Origin of the sequence: Streptomyces zaomyceticus (genome assembly GCF_014656215.1) — a bacterium.
GTDB lineage: Bacteria > Actinomycetota > Actinomycetes > Streptomycetales > Streptomycetaceae > Streptomyces > Streptomyces zaomyceticus.
This window is the reverse complement of sequence record NZ_BNBZ01000001.1, coordinates 361,090-383,327: the sequence shown is the minus strand read 5'-3', so window position 1 is coordinate 383,327 and position 22,238 is coordinate 361,090. Positions and strand designations below refer to the sequence as shown.

15 protein-coding genes are annotated in these 22,238 nt (G+C 74.7%); 2 read left to right on the top strand and 13 right to left on the bottom strand.

Annotation, left to right across the window (positions count from 1 at the left end; all coding sequences use genetic code 11):
- Positions 1-16: 16 nt before the first annotated feature.
- The 4 genes from IE311_RS01650 to IE311_RS01635 all read right to left on the bottom strand — a co-directional run bounded on the left by IE311_RS01650 (position 17) and on the right by IE311_RS01635 (position 7,849).
- Positions 17-1,003, bottom strand: coding sequence for an ABC transporter ATP-binding protein (locus tag IE311_RS01650; protein WP_189829671.1), 987 nt, complete (start codon positions 1,001-1,003; stop codon positions 17-19).
- On the bottom strand, positions 1,000-3,900 hold the full coding sequence (locus IE311_RS01645; RefSeq protein WP_409351065.1) for an FtsX-like permease family protein: 2,901 nt from the start codon (positions 3,898-3,900) through the stop codon (positions 1,000-1,002). Before IE311_RS01645 ends, IE311_RS01650 begins: the two co-directional genes overlap by 4 nt.
- Positions 3,900-7,256, bottom strand: a complete 3,357-nt coding sequence (locus tag IE311_RS01640; RefSeq protein ID WP_189829670.1) for an ABC transporter permease — start codon at positions 7,254-7,256, stop codon at positions 3,900-3,902. The genes IE311_RS01645 and IE311_RS01640 overlap by 1 nt, the downstream gene beginning before the upstream one ends.
- Before the next feature lie 188 nt (positions 7,257-7,444).
- The gene (locus tag IE311_RS01635) at positions 7,445-7,849 is read right to left on the bottom strand and encodes a globin (RefSeq protein ID WP_189829669.1); all 405 of its coding nucleotides are present in this window, start codon (positions 7,847-7,849) and stop codon (positions 7,445-7,447) included.
- 85 nt (positions 7,850-7,934) lie between these two features.
- Between IE311_RS01635 and IE311_RS01630 the strand changes: the two genes are divergently transcribed.
- A complete protein-coding gene (locus IE311_RS01630; RefSeq protein ID WP_189829668.1) occupies positions 7,935-8,888 on the top strand; it encodes a methyltransferase domain-containing protein in 954 nt (317 codons plus the stop codon).
- 13 nt (positions 8,889-8,901) lie between these two features.
- Here the strand turns inward: IE311_RS01630 and IE311_RS01625 are convergent, their stop codons facing one another.
- Genes IE311_RS01625 through IE311_RS01610 form a run of 4 tightly spaced genes read right to left on the bottom strand, consistent with a single transcriptional unit; the run spans position 8,902 to position 15,507 of the window.
- Positions 8,902-10,305, bottom strand: coding sequence for an FHA domain-containing protein (locus IE311_RS01625; protein WP_189829667.1), 1,404 nt, complete (start codon positions 10,303-10,305; stop codon positions 8,902-8,904).
- Positions 10,306-10,346: 41 nt separating this feature from the next.
- Positions 10,347-11,678, bottom strand: coding sequence for a vWA domain-containing protein (locus tag IE311_RS01620; RefSeq protein WP_189829666.1), 1,332 nt, complete (start codon positions 11,676-11,678; stop codon positions 10,347-10,349).
- Between the two features lie 53 nt (positions 11,679-11,731).
- Complete coding sequence (locus tag IE311_RS01615; protein WP_189829665.1) at positions 11,732-13,207, bottom strand: PP2C family serine/threonine-protein phosphatase; 1,476 nt, start codon at positions 13,205-13,207, stop codon at positions 11,732-11,734.
- A gap of 2 nt (positions 13,208-13,209) precedes the next feature.
- Positions 13,210-15,507, bottom strand: a complete 2,298-nt coding sequence (locus tag IE311_RS01610) for a tetratricopeptide repeat protein (protein WP_457853423.1) — start codon at positions 15,505-15,507, stop codon at positions 13,210-13,212.
- A gap of 10 nt (positions 15,508-15,517) precedes the next feature.
- Between IE311_RS01610 and IE311_RS37440 the strand changes: the two genes are divergently transcribed.
- Positions 15,518-15,862: a hypothetical protein gene (locus IE311_RS37440; protein ID WP_457853422.1), complete on the top strand. Its 345-nt coding sequence runs from the start codon at positions 15,518-15,520 to the stop codon at positions 15,860-15,862.
- 42 nt (positions 15,863-15,904) lie between these two features.
- Here IE311_RS37440 and IE311_RS01605 read toward each other — a convergent pair whose 3' ends face one another.
- The 5 genes from IE311_RS01605 to IE311_RS01585 form a co-directional block, all read right to left on the bottom strand.
- Positions 15,905-17,182, bottom strand: coding sequence for a hypothetical protein (locus tag IE311_RS01605; RefSeq protein WP_189829663.1), 1,278 nt, complete (start codon positions 17,180-17,182; stop codon positions 15,905-15,907).
- Positions 17,183-17,252: 70 nt separating this feature from the next.
- The gene (locus IE311_RS01600) at positions 17,253-18,284 is read right to left on the bottom strand and encodes a glutamate ABC transporter substrate-binding protein (protein WP_189829662.1); all 1,032 of its coding nucleotides are present in this window, start codon (positions 18,282-18,284) and stop codon (positions 17,253-17,255) included.
- A gap of 11 nt (positions 18,285-18,295) precedes the next feature.
- Positions 18,296-19,732, bottom strand: coding sequence for a hypothetical protein (locus tag IE311_RS01595; RefSeq protein WP_189829661.1), 1,437 nt, complete (start codon positions 19,730-19,732; stop codon positions 18,296-18,298).
- A 255-nt stretch (positions 19,733-19,987) separates the two neighbouring features.
- Positions 19,988-20,971 carry an N-acetylglucosamine kinase gene (locus tag IE311_RS01590; RefSeq protein WP_189829923.1) on the bottom strand — a complete coding sequence of 328 codons (984 nt, stop codon included), beginning with the start codon at positions 20,969-20,971 and terminating at the stop codon, positions 19,988-19,990.
- The gene (locus IE311_RS01585; protein ID WP_189829660.1) at positions 20,968-22,233 is read right to left on the bottom strand and encodes a 6-phospho-beta-glucosidase; all 1,266 of its coding nucleotides are present in this window, start codon (positions 22,231-22,233) and stop codon (positions 20,968-20,970) included. Before IE311_RS01585 ends, IE311_RS01590 begins: the two co-directional genes overlap by 4 nt.
- Positions 22,234-22,238 lie beyond the last annotated feature (5 nt).

The window sequence follows — 22,238 nt, the reverse complement described above, 5'->3', positions numbered from 1 at the left end:
GCGCCTCCCCGGTTGCTCAGCGCTCCGCGTCGTCCGGCCACACCCCGATGTGGTCCTGTTCGAGCTCCAGGGCCACCCGGTGCTCCATGCCGAGGGACTGCGTGTACTCGGCCGGGAGCTGGAGCCTGCCCGCGCGGTCGAGCATCGCGTACTCCCGCGCCACCAGCGACTCCATGCCCTGCTCGTCGACCTCCGTACGGCGCAGGACCTCCGAGGAGGTGCGCCCGTCGCGGATGGCGACCGTGCGGCGCACCTCGGAGGCGACCGCCTGGTCATGGGTGACGATCACGATCGTCGTGCCCAGTTCCTCGTTGGCGCGGCGGAAGGCCGCGAAGACCTGCTCGCCGGTGGCCGAGTCCAGCTCGCCCGTCGGCTCGTCGGCGAGGAGCACCGAGGGGTTGTTGGCGAGGGCCACCGCGATCGCCACCCGCTGCTGCTGGCCGCCGGAGAGCTGGTGCGGCCGCCGGTCGCGGGCGTCCGCGATGCCCAGCATCGCCAGGAGCTCCTCGGCGCGCTCCGCCTTCCGCTTCGCGCGGCCCTTCAACTGCATCGGGAGGGCCACGTTCTGGGCGGCCGTCAGATAGGGGAGGAGATTGCGCGCGGTCTGCTGCCAGACGAAGCCGACGACCTCGCGGCGGTAGCGCAGCCGCGCCTTGCCGTCCATGGCGAGCAGGTCGCAGCCGGCGACCCGGGCCGCGCCGGCGGTCGGCACGTCCAGACCCGCCAGGATGTTCATGAGCGTCGACTTGCCGGAGCCCGACGCTCCGACCAGCGCCATCAACTCGCCCTCCTTCACCAGGAGGTCGAGCCCCTGGAGGGCCTGTACCTCCACCCCGTCCGTGGTGAAGATCCGGACGAGCCGGTCGCAGGCGATCAGCGCGTCATGACCGTACGAGGGCCGGTCGCGGTGCGCCGTCGCCCGCCGCTCCAGCTCCTCCAGGGTGGTGGTGTCCGCGGCGGCCCGCGCCGCACCGGACCGGCTCGACGTGTCGGTCTTCGTCATCGTGCGTCTCCTGCCCTGAGTTCCTTGATCGAGCCCCTGCGCCCCGCCCACCAGGCCTGTCCGGCCGCCGCCACCGCCGTGATCAGGACGACCGCGATCGCGGGTACCACCAGCGACCACGGGTCGGCCCGCAGGGGCGCGCTGTCCAGCGGCGCGAAGCCCGGCGTCGTCGCCAGCGCGAGCCGGAACAGGTCGATGCCCGGGGCGAGCAGCGGCACCGTCGCCCAGCCGACGAGCGTGCCGCCGATCGCGGCGAGCACCGCCTGCGGCAGCGCTTCCAGACCGAGCAGCCGCCGGCCCTGCGCGCGGGTCAGGCCCATCGTCCGCAGCCGGGCGAGGAGCGTGGTCCGCTCCGGCGCGCTCTGCATGAGCGAGAGGAGCACGGCCACCACGGCGAACCCGGCGCCCGCGCCGATCGCGCCGAGGTACATCCGTTCGGCGCCCGACTGGAGCGGCGAGTCCACGTAGCCGGCCCGCTCCTCGGTCCGCATCGACACCAGGAGGTCGTCGGACTTCGCCCGCACCGCGGCCCGCAGCGTGGCGCCGTCCTCCGGGCCCGTGACGAGCAGTGCCGTGTTCGCCCGGTGGGTGAGATCGGCGCCGTTGACGAGGAGGAAGTCGGCGCCGGACAGGGCCGGGGTGTTCGACCGGACCGCGACGACCTTCACCCGGAACACTCCGGCGGCCGTCACGACCTCCTGCGGTTCGCCGCCGAGCCGCTCGGCGACCGACGGCGAGGCGATCGCGGGCAGCACCCGCTCCGTGTCCGCCGCGACCTCCTTGCCGCCCTTGCCCGTCGAGGCGAGCAGCGCCGCGGGGAACGGGCCGAAACCGGTCCGCTGCGCGAGCCGGGTGTACGAGTCGGGCTCGACGCCCACGAGCGCCGAGCTCATCGGCTGGGCCGAAGTGCTGTGGGGGGACGGCAACGACACCCCGTACTCGATCTGCAGCGGTGCCACGTCCCGTACGCCCGCCGTCCCGCGCACCGCCTCGGTGAGGCCGGCCGGCAGCGGGGTCCACTCGGCCGAGCCGTCGATCCGGGCGTCCGCGCCGGTCGCCAGGAGCGCGGCCCGGTCGCGGGCGTCGGCGACGCCGGCCAGGACGGAGCCGCCGAAGGCCGCCGTGGTCAGCGCGAGGACGAGTGCGAGCAGGGGCAGTGTGCCCGCCGACGAGGTGCGTCCGGCGCGGGCCAGGGCCAGCGGGCCGACGGCCCCGCGCAACCGGCGGGCCGGGCGGGCCGCCCAGCGCAGGGGCAGCGGATAGATCCGTACGAGCACCATGGCGGCGATCAGGCCGACGAGCACCGGGGCGGCGCTCACCAGATGGTCCCCGGAGTCCCCGGTGCCACGGAGCCGCAGCGAGGCGACCGCGCCCACGGCCAGGACGAGCAGGGTGAGTTCGACGACCGTGCGGCGCCGGGAGGGGCGGGCGGTGAGCAGGTCGTCGCGACCGCCGTGCAGCCGCGGGCGGCGGTGCACGACGACGGCCCGCAGCGGCAGGACCAGCATCGCGACGAGGGCGACGGCGGAGGCGGCGAGGACCGAGGGGAGCAGTGGTGTCCCACCGGACCCGCCGTCGGGCCCCCGTACCGTCACCACCGCGAGTCCCAGTGCGAGCGCCGCGGCCGGCACGGCGACCGCGGAGGTCTCGCCGAGCAGCCGCAGCCCGATGCCGGTGAGCGAGGCGCCGCGGGAGCGGATCAGGGCCAGCTCGCTGTCCCGGCGGGCGACGAAGAGTCCACCGGTCATGGCCAGGACGACCGCGGCGACCGCGCCGATGCCGAAGACGGCGACGGCCACGACCGGTTCGATCGCCCCGCGCATCGAGCCGTAGGAGTCGACGATCGAGTCGAGCTCGGTGGTCAGGGCGCCGGTGGGTCCCACGACCTGGCGCAGCCTGACCAGATCGGGGCCGCCGGCCGCCGAGTCGAGCGCCGCGCCGAGCCGGTCGGCGTCCCGCCCGGTGAGGTGCCCGACGGTGGGCAGGTACCGGAAGAAGACCTCCGGTTCACCGGTGGTGGAGAGAACCGCCGGTGCCGAGGTGGGGGAGAGCAGCAGCGCTCCTTGCCAGTAGTACTTGATCTCGTCGCCGACCAGGGGGGCGAGCACCGGGGTGCGGAGCAGCGGCTCCACCGCCCAGTAAGGGCTCTCGGGGCTGCGGGGCTCGACGATCCCGGTGACCGTCAGGGCGATGGGTTCGGCGCTGACCCGGCCGGGCACGTGCACGACGGAGCCGGGCTTCAGGTGCAGGGCCTCGGCGGTCTTGACGGTCACCACCGCTTCCGGGGCACGGGCCGTGCCCGCGGGAAGGCGGCCCTCGCGCAGCGCGGTGTGTTCCGTCAGGCCCGACGGGGAGGAGAGCACGAGCTCGGGGGAGATGCCGTCCGGCCGCGGCAGCCACGGGTCGAGCCCGTCGACCCGCTTCACCGTGCGCAGGCCGTGGACGGTCTGCTCCGGGTCGGTTCGCAGCGGCTCGGGCAGCAGGGCGCGCGCCTCGTCCCGCTGTTTCCGGAGCACGGCCGGGGCCAGGCCCGCCTCGCGTACGGGCAGGTCGAGTTCGAGGCCCGGCGGCTCGGCGGTCAGTTCGAGGACGCTGTTGCGGGGTGCGGCGGTCCGGATGTCGTGCCGCAGCCCCTCGGTCTCGTACGCGTCCACGGCGCGTGGCAGCGCGGCCGCGAGATAGGCGGTGGCGAGGACGAGGGCGGCGAGGGAGGCGGCGGCCCAGGGCGCGGTCCGCAGCCGGGTCCGCACCCAGGGTGCGACGGCGCGGGCAGGCTTCTCGGACCGGGGCGACCGGGACCGGGACATGTCGGGTGCCTTCCTGCGTACGGCGGGGGTGTCGGGGGTCTTCTTCCGGTGCGGGCCCTCGTCCGGGTGCTCCCCGGCGGTGCCCGACATCAGTTCTCCCCCTGGTGGCGCAGGGTCACGGCCGGGTCGGTACGCCGCAGGGCGATCGCGGCGACCATGGCGAGCGGCAGCGTGGCGACCCCGGCGAGCAGCAGCCCCACCTGACCGAGGGGCAGTTCGACCAGGACCGGTGGTACGGGCCGGGCGGCCTGGCCGGTCAGGACCACGAGCGGGACGACGGCTCTGACGAGGACGGCGCCGAGCCCGATGCCGACGAGCAGGCCGATGACGATGAGGAGCCCCTGTTCGGCGGCGATCAGCCGGGCGAGGCGGCGGCGCGGTGCGCCCAGCGCCCGCAGGACGCCGAACTCGGCGGACCGTTCCCGCATCGCGCCTGCCGAGCCGACCGCGAAGCCGACGGCGGCGAGCGCGGCGGCGGCGGCCGCGACCGCCATCAGGGCGGCGTTGGGGCCCGCGCCGAGCGGGTCGCCGAGCAGTTCGGCGGCGATCTCGTCCCGTACGAGGACCTGGGAGGGGTCCGCGTTGGGCCGGGCGCGCAGGGCGACGGCGACGTCGTCGGCACGGCCGGGTTCGACGGTCAGCCACCACTCGCTCGCGGCCACGGTCGAGGCCTCGTCGGTGGACAGGTACCGGTTGACGGAGGCCAGGTCGAGGAGGAGCGTGCCGCCGTCCTCGGGGGTGGCGACCGGGCTGGTCGCGGACGCGGTCTGCGCGCCGGGGCCGGTGGTGGGCAGTTCGTCGACGACGCGGTCGACGGTGACGTCGACGCGACGGCCGCCGAGGGGGACCTCGATCAGGTCGCCGGGCGCGGCGCCGGCCGCCGTCATGAAGGTCCGGGTGGCGACCGCCGAGAGGTGGCCCGGCGGCTTGGGCCCGGGCGCCTTCATACGGACGACGTACTCCTCCGCCGACCAGAACATCTCGCTCAGGGGCGTGCCGGAGACGGCGAAGGTGAGGACGTACGGGGCGGGGCGGCCGCCCGGGCCGGCGGCGCCGGGCACGCCGGAGGTGGGGACGGGGTTCTGGGGGTCGCCCTGCTCGGTCTGCTCGAAGGAGTGCGTCCAGGGCTCGAGGACCGTCCCGGGGGCGTGGACCTTCTCGCCGCCGTCCGCGCCGACGACACCGAACCGCTCCACGCGGAGGGTCTGGGTGCCCTTCGCGTCGGCGGTGATCTCTCCGGAGAACTCAAGACCGACGAGGGTGAGCAGCCCGCCGGAGCCCCGGTCGCCCCCGGTGCCGCCGGGGTCCGCGGTCATGGCGCCGACGTCCAGGGTCAGCCGGTGCGTCCGGTCGTCGGCGGGCAGCGGTCCCATGGACCGGCGGTAGGGGACGCCGTTCGGGTCCTCCAGGACCGCCGTGACCCGGGCCGCGACCTTCGGTTCGGCGAGCCGCAGATCGGCGGTGAGCGTCCGGGTGCCGGCGGGCAGCGGGAGGCCGGGGCGGGTGGTGGCCCTGGGGGCGAGCGGGGAGAGGAGGGAGCGGGCGGGGACCTCGGTGAGGTCGGAGCGGAGGAGCATGCCGTCGGCGGCGTTGCGGGTGTCCACGGCCAGGACGGTCGCGTTCTTCCCGGTCAGGTCCATCGTGGTGCGGTGCACGGGGGCCACGGCGCGGACGCCGGGAATCCTCCCCAGCTGTTCGGTCTCGGTGGGCTCGCCGGGGCCGGCGGCGAGGACGCGGACGGCCGCGCCGACGCGGAAGTCGGCCTGGTCGCGCTGCGAACGCTCCCACGAGCCGCTCTGTCCGATGGCCAGCATGCCCATCGCCACGGCGAGGACGAGCAGCAGGACCGGTCCCGCGCCGCGCAGCGGACGGCGGCTGAACTGCCAGCCGGCGAGGGCGGCGGAGAGACCGCGCCCGCCGGCCGCGCGCCGCTCGGCCAGCTTGGCGGCGGGCGGCAGCAGACGGAGCGTCAGCACGGTCCCGGCGAGCAGGGCGAGGGCGGGCGCGGCGACGAGCACCGGGTCGATGGAGCCTCCGCCGTCCCCGTCCGCGCCGAGGGTGCCGCCCGAGGCACCAGGCCGCTGAAGCTGCCAGTAGGCGACGGCGGCGACGGCGAGCAGACCGAGGTCCGCGCCGGCCCGTACGGGACCGGGGAGCGAGGCCGAGCGGGCCTTGCGCAGGGAGACGACGGAGCCGTCCCCGGCGGCGAGGGCCGGCGCGACGACGGCCGCGGCGCAGCACAGGGCCACGGCGGCGGCGACCAGCCACACCTGGAGCGACGGGGCGGCGTCGAGCCGTACGCCGAGGGAGGAGAGCTCGGACCGCTCGGCGAACAGCCGGGTCAGCGGTTCGGACAGGAGCGGGGCGGCGATCGCGGCGGGCAGGGCCAGCAGCAGCGCCTCGGCGGCGGCGAGCCCGGCGATCCGGCGGCGCGAACCGCCGCGCGCCCTCAGCAGCGCGGTCTCCCCGGACCGCTCGGTGCTGAGCAGCCGGGCGACGAGCAGCAGCGCGTACGCGGCGAGGAGGATCAGCTGGACGGCGACGATCAGCAGGGTGGAGCGGGAGACGAGCAGGGACCTCTGGGTCTGTTCCAGGACGGCCGGGAGCGCGGTGGACGCGGTGATCGTCGTACCGAACCGGTCGGTTGCGTCGGCCAGCGCCTTCGGGCCCTCGGTCGCGGTGGCGCGCAGGGCGTCGATGCGGTCGGTGGTGAAGCCGGTGAAGTCGGCGGAACCCAGCCAGGACGTCTCGCCGGTGGTCAGCGCGCCGGCTGTCATGACGGCCGGGTCGACGAGCAGCGGCCCGTACCTGGTGAACGCGACCGTCCGTACCCCGCGGCCCCCGGCCGGATCCAGCTGCCAGTACAGGTCGGCGGTGTCGGTGGGCCGGTAGACGCCGGTGACCCGGGCCTTCACCTTCTTGGCGTCGAGCCGGTCGACGAGGTCGAGCACGGCCCCGGGAGCGACCTTCAGCCGTCGGGCGGCCTCCTCGGGCAGCGCCGTCTCGACCACGCCGGCGGTCAGGGCGGCCGAGGGCCAGGCGCCCTTGACGAGGGAGAGCCGGGAGCGGTCGAGCGCGGCGAAGTGGGTGAGGTCGGGGTCGCCCTTACGGGCGGCGGGCGGCTGGAGACTCCGGGGCAGGGCGTACGGCCCCGAGCGTTCGAGGCGCCGTACGGTCACGGGCAGCCCGTCGAAGCTCTTCCGCATCCCCTCGCGGACGGTCTCCTCGGCACCGGCCCGCTTGGCGGGGGGCACCTGCCCGCTGACGAGCAGCGAGGCCGCAACGGCCGACCTGCCCCGCAGGCCGGCCTGGAGCGCGGCGTCCCCGATCGCCCCGGAGAACGAGGCGAGGGTGGCGAGCACCGAGGTCGTCAGGAGCACGGCGAGCAGCGCCGCGGAGAGCAGCAGCCGGTGCGCCCTGACACGCAGAAATACGAACCCCGTCACCCATCCCCCTGGCCACCCTGATCACGGTGCGCACGTCGAACGCGTACCGAACGCTCCCGAAACTTCTCTCGGATGCTTTCAGAGTGCATGTGCCGCTGGAAACCGCTTGCGGGCCCACCTTGATGGGATCGTGACCGATATTCGGGGTTCCGGCTCCGGAATGTGTCCGTCCGAGGGGTGAGGGGCCGTCAGCCGGCCGTGTTCACCATCGAGCCCGCCGCGTAGGTCAGGTAGCGCCAGAGCTCCTTCTCGTGCTCGGCGGCCAGGCCGAGCTCGTCCAGGGCGGTGCGCATGTGGAGGAGCCAGGCGTCGTGGGCCGCCTGGTCCACGGTGAACGGTGCGTGGCGCATCCGCAGGCGGGGGTGGCCGCGGTGGTCGCTGTACGTGCGGGGGCCGCCCCAGTACTGCATCAGGAAGAGCACGAGACGCTCCTCGGCCGGTCCGAGGTCCTCCTCCGGGTACATCGGGCGCAGCAGCGGGTCCCCCGCGACACCCTCGTAGAAACGGTGGACCAGACGGCGGAAGGTCTCCTCGCCGCCGACCTGCTCGTAGAAGGTCTGCTCCTGCACTGTTTCCCCGGGAATCTCGTTCACCGTTCCATCGTCTCAGATGACCCGTCCTAGGACTTGAGGCCCAGGACCGCTCGCCGGGGCCGCCGGGCGGCGGCAGAGTGGAGGCATGGGTGAGCCGCGGGACGAGTTCGCCGAGGCCGGTGCGCGGGAGCGACGGGCGCTCGTGCGGGTGATCGAGGCGGACGGTGAGCTGACCGACCCCGCCTGGCGGGACGCCTTCGCCGAGGTCCCGCGCCATCTCTTCGTGCCGTACTACTACGTCCCCGGGACCGGCGGCTACGAGCGGCTCTGGTCCGGCGACCCCGATCCCGCACGGCGGGACCAGTGGCTGCGCGGGGCGTACGAGGACACCGCGATCGCCACCCGGGTACGGGACGGGGACCTGGTCTCCTCCGCCAGCCAGCCCTCCCTGATGGCGCTGATGCTCCGGGCCCTGGACGTCCGCGACGGCCACCGCGTCCTGGAGATCGGTGCCGGGACCGGCTATCACGCGGCCCTGCTCTGCCACCGCCTCGGCGAGGAGCACGTCACCACCGTCGATCTGGACGAGGAGATCGCCGAGTCCGCCCGGACCCATCTGGCCGCCGCCGGATACCGGCCCGCGGTGATCGCCGCCGACGGCGCCCGCGGCTGTCCTGAGCGCGCCCCCTACGACCGGATCGTGGCCACCTGCGCGGTCCCCTCGGTCCCGTACCCCTGGCTCGCCCAGTGCGCGGCCGGTGCCCTCGTCCTCACCCCGCTCTCCACCGGGCTCCTGCTGCTGCGGGTGGACGACGTCACCCACGCGGAGGGACGGTTCCTGGAGACCTCGGCCTACTTCGTGGCGCTCCGGGGCGTCGCCGGCCGGGTCCCGCGCCACGGTCCCGCGGGGGACGAGCGCTTCCGCTTCTGCTGGGGCCTGGTCGACCGGGCCCTGGACAGGAACGAAGCGCTCTCGCTCTGGCTGCGCGAGGGGCGGCCGGAGCGGGAGCGCTTCGGTGTGACGGTCGGGGGCGACCGCCAGTGGGCCTGGCTGGACGACCCCGAGGGGCCGTACGCCTGGCCACTGGCCGGTGCGTGAGGCGTGCCGCGGCTCAGCCCCGACGGATGGTGATCGTGGTCCAGGCGCCGACGTGCACCCGGTCGCCCTCCTGGAGCTGGACCGGCACGTAGGGCTGGATCGGCTCCTCGCCGCCGTTGATCGTGGTGCCGTTGGTGGAGTTCTGGTCCACCACCGCCCACGAGCCGTCCGGCTGCTGCACCAGCACGGCGTGCTGGTGCGAGACGCCCGGGTCCTCCGGCGGCACCGACAGGTCGATGTCGGGGGACTCGCCGGTGGAATGCCGGCGGCGGCCGATGGAGATCTGGTTGCCCTGGAGCGGCAGGTGCTTGTCCGGCGAGTACGCGGGCAGGTTCAGGCCCCCGGCCTCGGGACCGCTGCGCTGCATCATCGCCATGAAGTAGTCACGGTCCGGGCCGATGACCGCGGTCCACGACAGCGGCTGCTGCGGAGGCTGGAACTGCTGCTGCGGGGGCGGCGGTCCCTGCTGCTGGTACGGCCCCTGCCCCTGGTGCTGCTGGGGCGGCGGACCCATGTGCTGCGGGGGCGGCCCCTGGTGCTGAGGGGGCTGCGGCGGTGCCTGGTGCTGCGGGGGCGCCTGGTGCTGGGACGGCGGCGGCAGGAGCCAGTCGTCGTCCGCGCGGGGTCCCGGCGGCGCGGGCGGCGCCGGGGCCTGGGCCGGTGCGGCCGGCGGAGCCGCCGGGGCCTGGAGGTACGCCGGGGGCGCAGGCGGCTGCTGCACGGGGGGCTGCTGCGCAGGCGGGCGCTGCGGCGGCGCCTGGTGGTGCGTGGGGTCGCCGCCCAGCGGCTCCGCCGGGCGGTTCACCTGCGAGGGCCGCGAACCCTGGTAGTCGAACGACTCGTGCGGCGGCTGCTGCCCGCCCTGCGGGGGCGGCGGCGTGGACTGGAAGCCCGGCGGCAGGTTGAGACCGGGCGGCGGGCCCGGCTGGCGCTGCGCGGAGGGGACGTTCTGCGGGGCCACCGGCGTGTAGGAGGTGGCCGTGTTCGTGAGGAAGTTCCAGCGGCACTCCTCGCAGAACGGCGCCATGTGCTCACGCGGGGTACGGCACTGCGGGCAGAGCTCCGCCTGGGCCGTCGCGTTCGGGTCGCCGCCGGGACCGAAGCCGCCGGGAGCGGGCGGGGCACCGTGGCCACCGGGACCACCCGGGCCGCCGTAGCCTCCGGGGGCGTCGGGGGCGCCGTAGCCACCGGGCGCACCGGGCGCACCGGGGCCGCCGTAGCCGCCGGGACCGTCGGGCGCGCCGGGCGGCGGGCCCGACGAGGGCCGGCCGGGGCCGGGATATCCGTACGCGGGGGGCGGCGGCGGGGGAGGCGGCGGTACGGCACCCGTCGGCGCACCCGCCCCGGCCATGCGATGGCCGCAGACCTCGCACCAGTCGTCGGAGACCGACTGGTGTCCGTTCGGGCAGGTAGGCATGTCGGTGCTTCCCCCTCTCGTCGTCCGGCCCGCTGGCCGGGCTACCTCTTGACGCGAACGGTCTTGGTGGAGCGGGTCTCGAGTGTCATCTCGTCCGCTTCCGCGACCTTCGCCTTCAAACGCACAGTACCGGTCGCCGCATCGACCACGTCGACCACCTTCGAAAGCAATTTCGCCGTATCGGCGTTGCCGGACGCCGCCGCCAGCTGCACGGCGCGGCCCAATTTGGCCGTCGCGCCGTCGTGATCGCCCGATTTGCGGGCATCGAGACCCTGCTGGATGACATCGGCGAGCTCGGCCTGACCCGTGTAGTGCGCGACCTGCGGGTTGATCGAGGTCGACATCGCCAGGTCGTCCGTCCACACCGCCCGTACCAGTCCTTGGGACAGCGGCTTCGGGTCGCCGCCCAGCGGGTCCGGCGCGATCAGGGAGACCCGGGCGGCGAGCATCTCCTGGCCGACCACGGCCTGCGGCACCCGGACGCTCACGTGGTAGTCGCGGGACTCGTCGCCCCACGAGCCCGTCGGGTAGTCCCCGGCGCGGGGTCCGGCCTCCGTGCGCCGCCCGGTCAGGTCCTCGACCGTCGGCGCCACCTGCTTCACGAAGGCGATCTCCACCCCGACGGGAGTCCACAGGCGCAGGGCGACGTCCGCGACGCCCTTGCCCATCGCCTTCTCCATCATCGTGGTGAAGTCGTCGGCGAGGGCGGACGGGTCGGCGACGATGTCGGCGGTGCCGAGGAGCGCCGAGGCGATCCCGGTGACCTCCTTGACCTCCCAGTCGGCGCCGACCCCGCGCGCGTCGCAGGTGAAGCGGCCCGCGCAGCTGTCGAGCGCGGCCCGCAGCTCCTCCGGCGACTCGTGCTCGTTGCGGCCGTCGGTCAGCAGGATGCCGTGCCGGATGGTGAGCTCGGCGGAGGAGAGCAGCCGGTCCGCGAGCCGCAGCCAGGTGCCGATGGCCGTGCCGCCGCCGGCGCTCAGCCGGCGCAGCGACTCCTTGGCCTCGGCCCGGGTACGGGCGTCGGCGACGGCGAGCCGGCCGTTCCCCGGGTAGACCTCCTTCGCCACGTGCGTACCGGCGACGACGGCGAAGGACGTGCCGTCGCGCAGGGTGTCGACGGCGGCGGCCGTCGCCTCCCGGGCGCCCCGCATCTTGGTGGAGGGATAGTCCATCGAGCCGGAGCAGTCGACCATGATCACGACCCCGGCCGCGCCGGCGCCCGCCGGGGCGAGCGGCCGCAGGCCGCCGGTGCCGCCCCCGGTGGAGGTGACCGTGACGATCGCGCTCACGTCCCGGCCGCCCTCGGGCAGGAACTCGTTCTGGTAGACGTCCACCGAGAACTGCGGCACGGTCGACTTGGAGAACTTCGCCATCTGTTACTGCTCCTCGGACAACAGCGGTGAAGGGGACGGGGATCGGCGGCCGCTCAGGCGGATCCTGCCCCTTGGGGATCGACGGTGAACGGCACGAGCGCGACCGTGATGTTGTCGTGGCCTCCGCCGTCCAGGGCGTGTCCGACCAGGACCTGGGCGCTGTGCAGCGGGCGGCCCGACGCGTCGGCCGGGACGACCCGCGCCATGTCGTCGGCGCCCTCCGCGTAGTTCCACAGGCCATCGGTGCAGACCACCACCACACCGGACCGGTCCGGCTTGAACGCGGCCGTGTGCGGCTCCAGTTCGTACGCGTCGGCGCCGAGCCAGCCGGTGATCGCGTGCGCCCGCTCGTCCGCGTACGCCTCCGCCTCGTTCATCAGGCCCGCCGCGACCATCTGCGCGGCCCACGAGTCGTCCTCGGTGAGCCGGGCGGCCGGGGTGGCCCGGTCGTCCGGCACCCAGTAGACACGGCTGTCGCCGACCCAGCCCACGATCAGCAGGCCGTCGGCGACGACGGAGCCGACGATGGTGCAGGCCGGGGCGTTGCGGTGGCGGTGCGGATCGTGCTCCGACCCGTCCTGACCGGGTTCCTCCGCGAGGGAGTTGACGGCCTCGGCGGCGGCCACGATGGCCTCGTGCATCGCCTGCTGCGGGTGGACGCCCCGGGGCAGCGCGGCGAGCAGCGAGGCGCCGGCCGCCTCGGCCGCGGCGGCGGAGGCCTCGTCGGGGCGGGTCGCCGAGGACACGCCGTCGCAGACGATGGCGAGGGTGGCGGGGGAGCCGTCGGGGAGCGTGGTCGCCGAGACGGCGAACGCGTCCTCGTTGCGGTGATGGCGCAGCCCCCGGTCACTGACGGCGGCGACCCCTTCGAGCTCCCGCTCCATGTGGTCGCGCTCGCGGGGCTGCGCGTGTCCGCAGTTCTCGCAGTAGCCGTCGGTGTCCACCCGCCCGGCCCGGCAGGCCACGCACAGCGCGGAACCGGAATCGGAAGCGGAACCGGACGCGGGAGCGGGTTCGACGGCCGGTGCCGGTGCCGGTGCTTGTGCCGGTGCGGCGGGCGCGGCCGGAGCCGCCGGTGCCGGAGCCGCGGGGGCCGGGGGCACGGGGTGCGCCGGGGCTGCGGGGGGCGGAGGGGCCGGGTCCGTCCGTACGGCCGCGCGCGGGTCCGGAGCGGCCAGCTCGAAGTCCCCGCTGCCCGTCGTCGTCTCCCCGGCGGCGACGGGCGGCACGGACGGCCCGTCCGTGCGGACCGCCATCGTGGGCAGGTCACGGCCACCGGAGTCGGTGCCCGGGAGGTCACCCGGATGCTGGGTCAGGGTCGACAGCGAACCGGGGTCCCGGGGAGGGGCGTCCGGCCAGGCGACAGGGGCGCCGATGACCACGGTGGGGCGGTCCGGCTCGGCCTCGGCGACCGGTACGGCCGTCAGGTCGTAGCCGCAGGCCCCGCAGAACCTGTCACCCGGCTCAAGGGGTTCCGTGCAGTCCGGGCAGGCGGTGAGACCGTGCGACGGCTTCGGCTTCTGGGACATCCTCACACCCACGTCCGGGGACGGAAGCGGTTGGCCCGCTCCACCAGTTCGATCCTCTCCTCGCCCTGCTGGGCGAGCCGGGCCAGCACCCGGTACGAGCGTTCGAGGCCGAAGCGCAGTCCGCGCTCGTCCAGTTCACTCCCGAGCAGCAGCGCGCCGCCGCCCGGTTCCGCACCGGGACTCCCGGAGAGTACCCAGTCGAGAGCCGTCCCGAGGACCTCCGTCGACAACTGCTCCCGGCGCACCGGGTCGAGACCGAAGCCCTGGAGCGCGGAGACCTGCGCGGCGGCGGCCGTCAGATCGGCACCGAGCGGCTCCCACGCCGGGCGCCGCCGCAGCCGCGCCCGTACGGTCGCCACCCGGGCCGCGGTGTAGTGGATCGAGGCCTCCGGCACGGATTCCAGGGTCCGTACGGCTCCGGTACGGTCGCCCGCCGCGAGCTGGACCCGGGCGAGCCCGAAGGCCGCGCTGACGAAACTCGGGTCGGTGGCCCACACCAGGCGGTAGTACTCGGCGGCGTTGTCCAGCTGGCCGAGCACCTCGGCGCAGATCCCGAGGGCCAGCTTCGGCGACGGCTCGCCCGGGAAGGCGTCGTACACCGCGTCGAAGGCGAGGGCCGCGTGCTCGTGGTCACCGGTGACCAGGGACGTGACGCCCCGGTACCAGACGACCCGCCAGTCGTCCGCGTCCCGCTCCTCCAGACCGGCCAGGGTCCGGACGGCGGACGGCAGGTCGCGCAGCTCCAGCTGGGCCCGCAGGGTGCGCAGCCGCAGCTCGGTGGAGGGCGCGGGCGCGGCCTGGAGCGCGGCGAGCAGTTCACCGGGCGCCGCGGCGGCCAGACCGGCGAGGAAGCCGGCGTTGGGGTCGCCCGTGTCGACGCGCGGGACGGGCAGCGCGAGCGCGGTGCCGGGCGCGTCGAGCGGCGCGAGCAGCTCCCCGAGCCCCGGCCCCCCGCCGGAAAGCCCTCCGCCCGAAAGCCCCGAGCCGGAAGGCCCTGCTCCGGAAGACCCCGCTCCGGAAGACCTCGCTCCGGGCCCCGTGGAGGGAGCCGCGCCGGGAACGGGCCCCGGCAGTGCGGGCTGCCTGCGGCCCCTGCGGGCCCTGCGGGCCCCGAGCAGCGACACGTCCTCCGTCAGCTCGGCGAACAGGGCCGTGTCCGTGACCCGTACCTCCGTGCCGAACAGCGTCGACAGCGCCGGGCGCGGCCGCCCCGACTGCAGCGCCACCACCTCCCGCAGCACACCGGTCAGCTGCTCCGCCATCTCCTGGGCGGAGGCGAACCGGCGCGCCGGGTCGGGGTCGGTGGCGCGGACCAGGAAGCGGTAGAAGGACTCGTACGTCCGGAAGACCGCGATGTTGTCGGGGTCGGGCAGCGAGTCCACGAAGACGTTCGTGTAGCCCTGGAAGTCGAAGGCCATCACCGCGAGCGTGCGCGCCACCGTGTACAGGTCGCTCGCCACCGAGGGGCCGACCTCCGCCACCTCCGGCGCCTGATAGCCGACCGTGCCGTAGATCGCGGACTCGTCGTCGTCCATCCGCCGGACCGCGCCCATGTCGATGAGCTTCAACTGGTCCTCGGACTGGATGGCGTTGTCGACCTTGAAGTCGCAGTACAGCAGGTTCCTGCTGTGCAGGTGTCCGAGCGCCTCGAGGGCCTCGATCCCGTACGCGCAGGCCTGCTCGACCGGCAGGGGATCGCGCCGGCCGTCCGGGGTGCGCCGGTCGTTGGCGATCTCCTTGAGCGACTTGCCGCCCACGTACTCCATGACGATGTACCCGTCCATGGAGCCGGTGCGCTGGTCGAGGTGCTCGACGAAGTTGTAGATGCGGACGATGTTGGAGTGCTCGATCTCGGCGAGGAAGCGGCGCTCGGAGATCGCGGCGGCCATGGCGTCCTGGTCACCGGTGTCGAGGAGGCCCTTGAGGACGACCCACCGGTCGGAGACGGCCCGGTCGACGGCGAGGTAGATCCAGCCGAGACCGCCGTGCGCGAGGCAGCCCGCGACCTCGTACTGGCCGTGGACGATGTCGCCGCCGCGCAGCTTCGGCACGAAGGAGTAGGGGTGCCCGCACTTGGTGCAGAAGCCCTCCGTGCGGCCCGGCCGCTCGCCCCGCGAACGCCCCACCGGGGCCCCGCAGTCGGAGCGGGAGCAGAATCGCTTCCGCTCGGGAACCTCGGGCTTCTCCATCACCGCGGCACGCGGGTCGGGACGCGGCACCTCCGGAATCGACACCAGGCCCGCGCCCAGCCGGTTCCTGGCGGACTGACCGGTCGACTTCCCCGAGCTGCGGACCGACACCGAGCGGGACGTGGAGCCCCCGGACAGGGAGCGCGAAAGCCGCCCGGAGACCGAACGACGAGACGTCGACGAGCGCGACGAGCGCGACGAGCGCGACGAGCGCGACGAGGCCCGCGAGGACGCCCGCGAACCGCTCCGCGCGGAGCTGGAGTCCGGCCCCCCGACACCGGCCGCACCCTTGCCGGGCACGGCGATGCCCGTCGGCGTCGAGGCGATGAGCCCTTCCCCGGGCTCCCGGCTCCGCTCGGGCCGGGGAGACCCCGAGGGCGCGACCACCGGGGCGAGCCCGCAGGTGTCGCAGTACAGCTCGCCGCCTCCCATGTCCTCGTACGAACCCTCGCACGAAGGACGCTGACAGCTCCCCACGCCCGTCTCCCCGCTCACCACTGAACCCCGCTCACCACTGTCGTCCTCCCGCGTCTCTCGGGCCGGACAGCACGTCCGCCGCCGCCTGCTGGTAGCGCAGGACGGCCTGTTCCGCGACCCGCAGATCGCAGGGCGCGCTCCACAGCATCCGGCGGGCCGCGTCGTACCGCTCCACGAGCAGCGGGTCCTCCGCCGCGCCCAGCCGTGCCACCTTCGCCTTGTACGCGTCGAGCCGGCCGCGCAGCTCGGCCCGGACCGCGAGCGGCGCCGTCACCGCGGTCAGCGACTCCCGGGCCCGCAGCAGCTCCTCCTCCGCCTCCCGCTCCAGGGACTCCAGGAGCGGGGAGAGCCGGTGCCACTGGGCGTGCCTGCGGTACTCGGCGGCGGCCGCGAGCCGCTCCTGGAGCACGGTCGGCGGCCCGCTGACGGCCGGCACCTCGGAGGCGGCGATCTTCGCCAGGACCTCGCCGCGCGCGGACCGCGCCTCGGCCAGCGTGCGGTCCGCGCGCGAGAGCACGTCACGCAGCCGGAGCAGCCGGTCCTCGGAGTCCTGGCGGACCGCGAGCACCGCCTCGATCTCCCGCCGGATGTCCTCGAGGGCCAGCGCCGCCCGGTCGTACCGCGCGGTGTCGGGGCGGCCCCCGCCCGGCGCGGAACTCCCCACGGCCGGACGCCAGAAGGCCAGCGGATCCGACACCACCTGCGAGCGGAGCGCGGTCAGCTCGACGGTGATGTCCTGGAGTTCGTCGCCGGCCGGGTGCTCCCCGGGCCGCACACCGACGGAGTGGGCGAGCGAACGCGTCCGGCCCAGCTCGGCGGCGAGAAGGTCTATCCGGGCGGGCAGCGCCGACCAGACGGCGTCGGAGGTCACCACCATGTCGAGCGAAGAGGCGTACAGCTCGTTCATCCTCCGGACGAGGCCCTCCAGCGTGAACCGCTCGGAGAGCAGCCCCTGCTCACCCGCCCCGCCCGCGACGAGCACGCTCTCGCCGCGCAGCCGGTCGGTCAGCTCCACGAGCTCCTCCCGGCCGGGCCAGCGGCGCCGGGCGCGCACCTCACGGGCCTCCCGCAGGGCGCCGGTGTACACGTCGAAGCAGGTCCAGAGCAGGGTGATGGTCCGCTCGGTCGCCACCCAGCGGTCCCGGGTCGTGCCGGTCAGCTCCGCCCCTTCGAGCAGTCTGCGGCCCGCGTGGTCCTGGAGCGCGAAGAGCGAGTCCTCGATCGCCTTGTGCTCGGCCCCGAGGCGCGCCAGCGCACGGTCCACCTCGTCCCGGTCCATCACCGGCCCAGGGGGTCCCGTGACGCCCATCGATCACCTCTTCCTCTCCGTGTACAGGGCTCGTGCGTACGGGGCTGCCCGTACGGGGGCGTGTACGGGGCTACTTGTACAGAGGAGGGGGCGGCCCGGTTATCCCGGGCAGGTCCTTCTCCAGCCAGTCCTTGTACGCCCGCTGCCAGGGGCCCTGGCGGTAGCGCACGAGGACCTGGTTGACCCGGCGGACCAGGTCGTCGTTGCCGAGCTTGGCGGCCACTCCGTAGAACTCGGTGGTGAACGGGCGGCCCTTGAGCTCGACGGCGGGGTCCTGGGCGGCCTGTCCGGCCGCCAGGGCGTTGTCCGTGACGACGGCGTCGACCTCGCCCATCTGGAGCCTGGCCAGGCAGTCCAGCTGGTTGGGGACGGTGAGCAGGTCCTTGTCGTCCTTGGTGCCGTCGCCCTCGTCCTTGAAGAGCGCGCCGAAGGAGTTCTCCTCCAGGGCCTCGTAGGCCGTGGAGCCCTCGGCGGTGCAGACCCGCTTGCCCTTCAGCGAGGTGTCGTAGCCGGTGATGTCCTTGGCGAGCTTGGGCGCCAGGACCTGCTGTCCCGCCTGGAAGTAGGCGGTGGAGAAGGCGACCTGCTGGATCCGCTTGCAGTTGATCGTCATGGTGCGCACGACGAGGTCGACCTTGCCGCTGTCGAGGGCGGCGATCCGCTGGTTGGTGGGGATCGCCCGGAAGATGACGGCGTCCTCGCTGCCCAGGATGTCCTTGGCGACGGCCCGCGCCAGCTCGATGTCGAAGCCTTCGAGGGCGCGGGTTTCCGGGTTCCGGTAGCCCCAGCGGTAGCTGGACTGGTCGACGCCGACGACGAGCTTCCCGCGCTGCTTGATCGCCTCGATCGAGGGTCCGTCCGCCGACGAGGGGGTGAGGGAGGCCCAGGGCTTCTCGCAGGTGTCCGCCTTGATCTGGACCCCGGTGCCGATGCCGGCGCCGCCGTGCGTCCCGGGCACGGCCGCCGCGTCGCCGCCGTGAGCAAGCGGAAGCAGGGTGAGCGAGGCGGTGAGCCCGCAGGCCACGGCCATGGCGGCCACCCCGCCCCAGCCCCGGAACCGCTGTGCCGTCCGCCGCACCAGCGGGTACGCGCCGTTCGGCATCCCGCCCCCTCTCACCGGTACTCCGACAGTCTGCGGTTGATGCCCAGCACGGCGCCGGCCGCGCCCAGGATCCCGAGTGCGGCCGCGCCCAGGGGCAGCGCCGTCAGCGCGTCCCTCGCGTCCGCCGCGGAGCGGGTGAACTCGGCCTGCTCGTGCGCGAGGGCGCGCTCCAGGGCCGCGTCGACCTGGTCGAAGGACTGCCCCGTCGACCGCCCGGACTCCTTCGAGCCGACGATCAGACCGAGGGCGCCGTCGAAGTCGCCGGCCTCGTCCTTGGCGCGGGCGTCCTTGTGGCGCTGCTTCCACTCGGCGGTGCGGGTGGCGGCCTCGTCGACCGGGCCGCGGCCGGCGTCGTCGTCGGCCCACTCCCGTGCCGTGGCGAGCGCGTCCGTGAGGGCGCCCATGCTCGACGTGTACTCGGCCTCGTACTTGTCGTTCTTGCCGTCCTCGGTGAGGACGGCGCCCCGGGCGACCAGCGTCAGGTTCTCGTTGGCGCGGGCCGTGAGCGAGCTGATCCGGGCGGAGTTGAGGACCTGGAGGGACTCCTGCCCGTGGGCGCGCGCGCTGTCGAGTCCGGCGCGCGCGATCGTGTGCGCGGCGAGGAGCCAGAGCACGACGACGACCGCGGCGGCGCTCGCGGCGAGCAGTCCGTGGTTGAAGACCCGGTGCGTCCTGGTGTAGTTGCGGCGCTGGGCCCAGACGAGGGCGGCGAGGACGAGCAGGCCGAGGCCGAGGGAGAGGAACGGCCAGGTGCGGGCCGACTCGTCGTCCTCCTGGAGGTGCACCGTCTCGGCCGCGTAGAGCCGCTCGGCCGCGGGGAGCAGGGTGCTGGTCATCTGCTGGCTGGCGTACCGCAGATAGGCGCCGCCCAGCGGCAGGCCCTGCCGGTTGGCGGCCCGCGCGCGCTCGATCAGGCCCGTGTAGCGCGGCAGCTGTTCGTTGAGGGTGGCGATCTCGCGGGCCGACTCGCCCGAACCGTCGGTGCTCGCGGCGGCCTTGACGAGGAGCCGGGCGGCGGTGGCGATGTCCCGGTCGTACCGCTTGCGGGACTCCTCGGGCTCCAGGGTGCCCGCGAGGAAGCCGCTGGCGGCGGTGGTGTCGGCGTCCGCGAGGGAGCGGTAGATCGCGGCGGCGTCGGCGGACAGCGGCTGGCTGCGGCTGACGACGTCGTCGGCGGCGGTGGCCCGGTCGTCGACCTGGAGGGCGGTGACGGCCCCGAACGCGACGACGAGCAGCGCGAGGACGGCCCCGAGGATCTGGAGCCGGCCCGGCTCGGTCGTCGTGGCGACCCGCAGCCGCTCCCGTCCCACGGCCCAGGCCCCACGCCCCGCGGCCGGGGCGGCGGCGGGCGCGGCGGCCGGCTGCGCGGGCACGCCGGCCGGGCGTGCGGGCGCGCGCGCCGGGCCCGGCGCCGCCGGGGCGGCGGGCGCGTTCGGCGGGTGTGTCACGTGACCTCCCCCTGTGGTCGCAGACTTCGGCCGGTCCGGCCTGCAGTATGGCCGCAGGGGACCTTCCGCACACCGGGATTGACCCGATCTTGTTCCTATCGTGCCGCATGCCCCCGGCACATCCGTGGGCGAACCCCCTCACTCTGAATACGTCGCCGGGCCGTGATCGGTTCCGTCCCTGACATCGCTCGAACAGGTGAACATGGCGGCGGGGCGCCTCCTCGTGTCGAGAAAGCGCCCCGGGGACCGCCTCGTTCAGGCCCCGTAGTGCTCCCGCAGCCGTCTCGTCGCCTCCGGACCGGCCGCCACCTCGTCCAGGGCGAGCAGTGCCGCCCCGAGGACCGGCGGCGCCGTCACGAAGCCGATGACGGCCTTCGGCGCCCGCTCGGCGAGGAGCGCGCGGATCCTCTCCTCCAGCTGCGGATGACGCGCGGCGAGCACACTGCCGCCCAGCATCACCGGAGCCTCCTCCTCCAGCAGCCCGAGCCGTCCGAGCGCGACCGCCGACAGCGCCGCGACCTCCTCGGCGAGCCGGTGCACCAGGGCGAGCGCGACCGGGTCGCCCGCCGCGCTCACCCGGAACAGGACGGGCGTCAGCTCGTGCCGCCGCAGCCAGGGCACGTGCCCAAGGTGCAGCGCCTCGATCAACGCGTACATCGTCTCCAGACCGAAGTGCGCGGGCAGCGCGCGCGCCAGCTCGGACGGCTCGCCGCGCCCGTCCTCGGCGCGCGCCGCGTACCAGAGCGCCTCCTCGGCCATGGCGCTGCCGCCGCCCCAGTCGCCCGAGATCTTCCCGATCGCGGGGAAGCGCGCGGTCCGCCCGTCCGGGGTCATGCCGACGCAGTTGATCCCCGCCCCGCACACCACCGCGACCCCGCGCGGCTCGTCGATCCCGGCCCGCAGGATGGCGAAGGTGTCGTTGTGCACCCGCACCGACCGGCTCCAGCCCCTGCCGAGGAGCTCGGCCTGGAGCGCGGTCTCCTCGACGGGCAGGTCGGCATTGGCGAGACAGGCCGTGACATGGGCGAACGTGGGGCGAAGACCGGCGCCGCCGGCCTTCGCCCAGGCCCGCCCGACGATCTCCGCCAGCGTGTCGACGGCCGTCGACACCCCCACCACCGGCGGCTGGAACCCGCCGCCGCGGGCCTCTCCCAGGACGGTGCCGCCCGGGGAGAGGACCGCGACGTCGGTCTTGCTGTTCCCCGCGTCGACCGCGAGGAGGACGCCGTTCAGGTTCACGCCCACGGGAGGTGCTCCCGGTTGTGCGCGATCAGCCGGTCGGTGAGCCCGTCGGCGTACGCGTACTGCCCCACCAGCGGATGCGCGAGCAGCGCCTTGAACACCCGGTCCCGGCCGCCGCGCAGCGCCGCTTCGAGCGCGAGGTCCTCGTAGGCCGTCACGTTCGCGATCAGACCGGCGTACAGCGGGTCCACCGGCGCGACCGGCAGCGGCGTCGCGCCCCGGGCGCCGACCGCGGCCTGCGTCTCGATGACGGCGTCGTCCGGCAGGAACGGCAGCGTGCCGTTGTTGTACGTGTTCACCACCTGGTACGGCGAGCCGCCGCCGCCCAGGAGGGAGGCGGCCAGGTCCACGGCCGCCTCCGAGTAGAAGGCGCCGCCGCGCTTGGCGAGCAGGGCCGGCTTCTCGTCGAGCGCCGGGTCCCCGTACATGGCCAGGAGTTCCTTCTCCATGGCGGCCACCTCGGCGGCCCGCGAGGGCTTCGTGCCGAGCTCCCGGACGACCTCGTCGTGGGCGTAGAAGTAGCGCAGGTAGTACGAGGGGACGACGCCGAGCCGGTCCAGGACCGGGCGCGGCAGGCGCAGGTCGTCGGCGATCGCGTCGCCGTGCTCGGCGAGCAGCCGGGGGAGCACGTTCTCGCCCTCGGGGCCCCCGAGGCGTACCGCCCGCTCCCAGGTCAGGTGGTTGAGCCCGACGTGGTCGAGGTGGACCTCGGACGGGGTCACGCCGAGGAGCCCGGCGAACTTCCGCTGGAAGCCGATGGCGACGTTGCACAGGCCGACGGCCTTGTGCCCGGCCTGGAGCAGCGCGCGCGTGACGATGCCGACGGGGTTGGTGAAGTCGATGATCCAGGCGTCCGGGTTGGTCCGCCGGACCCGCTCGGCGATGTCGAGGACCACCGGGACGGTCCTGAGCGCCTTGGCGAGCCCGCCGGCGCCGGTGGTCTCCTGGCCGACGCAGCCGCACTCCAGCGGCCAGGTCTCGTCCTGCTGACGGGCGGCCTGGCCGCCGACCCGCAGCTGGAGCAGGACGGCGTCGGCGCCCTCGACCCCGGCGTCGAGGTCGGTGGTGGTGACGATCCTCCCCGCGTGGTCCTGCTTGGCGAAGATGCGGCGGGCGAGTCCGCCGACCAGGTCGAGCCGCTCGGCGGCGGGGTCGACGAGGACGAGTTCGGTGATGGGCAGGGTGTCGCGCAGCCGCGCGAAGCCGTCGATCAGTTCGGGGGTGTAGGTGGAACCGCCCCCCACGACAGTGAGCTTCATGGTGT

What these genes read in the sequence shown, in the direction of transcription:
- IE311_RS01650 (WP_189829671.1), bottom strand. Translation starts at nt 1,003, where the DNA reads ATGACGAAGACCGACACGTCGAGCCGGTCCGGTGCGGCGCGGGCCGCC.
- IE311_RS01645 (WP_409351065.1), bottom strand. Translation starts at nt 3,900, where the DNA reads ATGTCGGGCACCGCCGGGGAGCACCCGGACGAGGGCCCGCACCGGAAG.
- IE311_RS01630 (WP_189829668.1), top strand. Translation starts at nt 7,935, where the DNA reads ATGGGTGAGCCGCGGGACGAGTTCGCCGAGGCCGGTGCGCGGGAGCGA.
- IE311_RS01625 (WP_189829667.1), bottom strand. Translation starts at nt 10,305, where the DNA reads ATGCCTACCTGCCCGAACGGACACCAGTCGGTCTCCGACGACTGGTGC.
- IE311_RS01620 (WP_189829666.1), bottom strand. Translation starts at nt 11,678, where the DNA reads ATGGCGAAGTTCTCCAAGTCGACCGTGCCGCAGTTCTCGGTGGACGTC.
- IE311_RS01615 (WP_189829665.1), bottom strand. Translation starts at nt 13,207, where the DNA reads ATGTCCCAGAAGCCGAAGCCGTCGCACGGTCTCACCGCCTGCCCGGAC.
- IE311_RS01605 (WP_189829663.1), bottom strand. Translation starts at nt 17,182, where the DNA reads ATGGGCGTCACGGGACCCCCTGGGCCGGTGATGGACCGGGACGAGGTG.
- IE311_RS01600 (WP_189829662.1), bottom strand. Translation starts at nt 18,284, where the DNA reads ATGCCGAACGGCGCGTACCCGCTGGTGCGGCGGACGGCACAGCGGTTC.
- IE311_RS01585 (WP_189829660.1), bottom strand. Translation starts at nt 22,233, where the DNA reads ATGAAGCTCACTGTCGTGGGGGGCGGTTCCACCTACACCCCCGAACTG.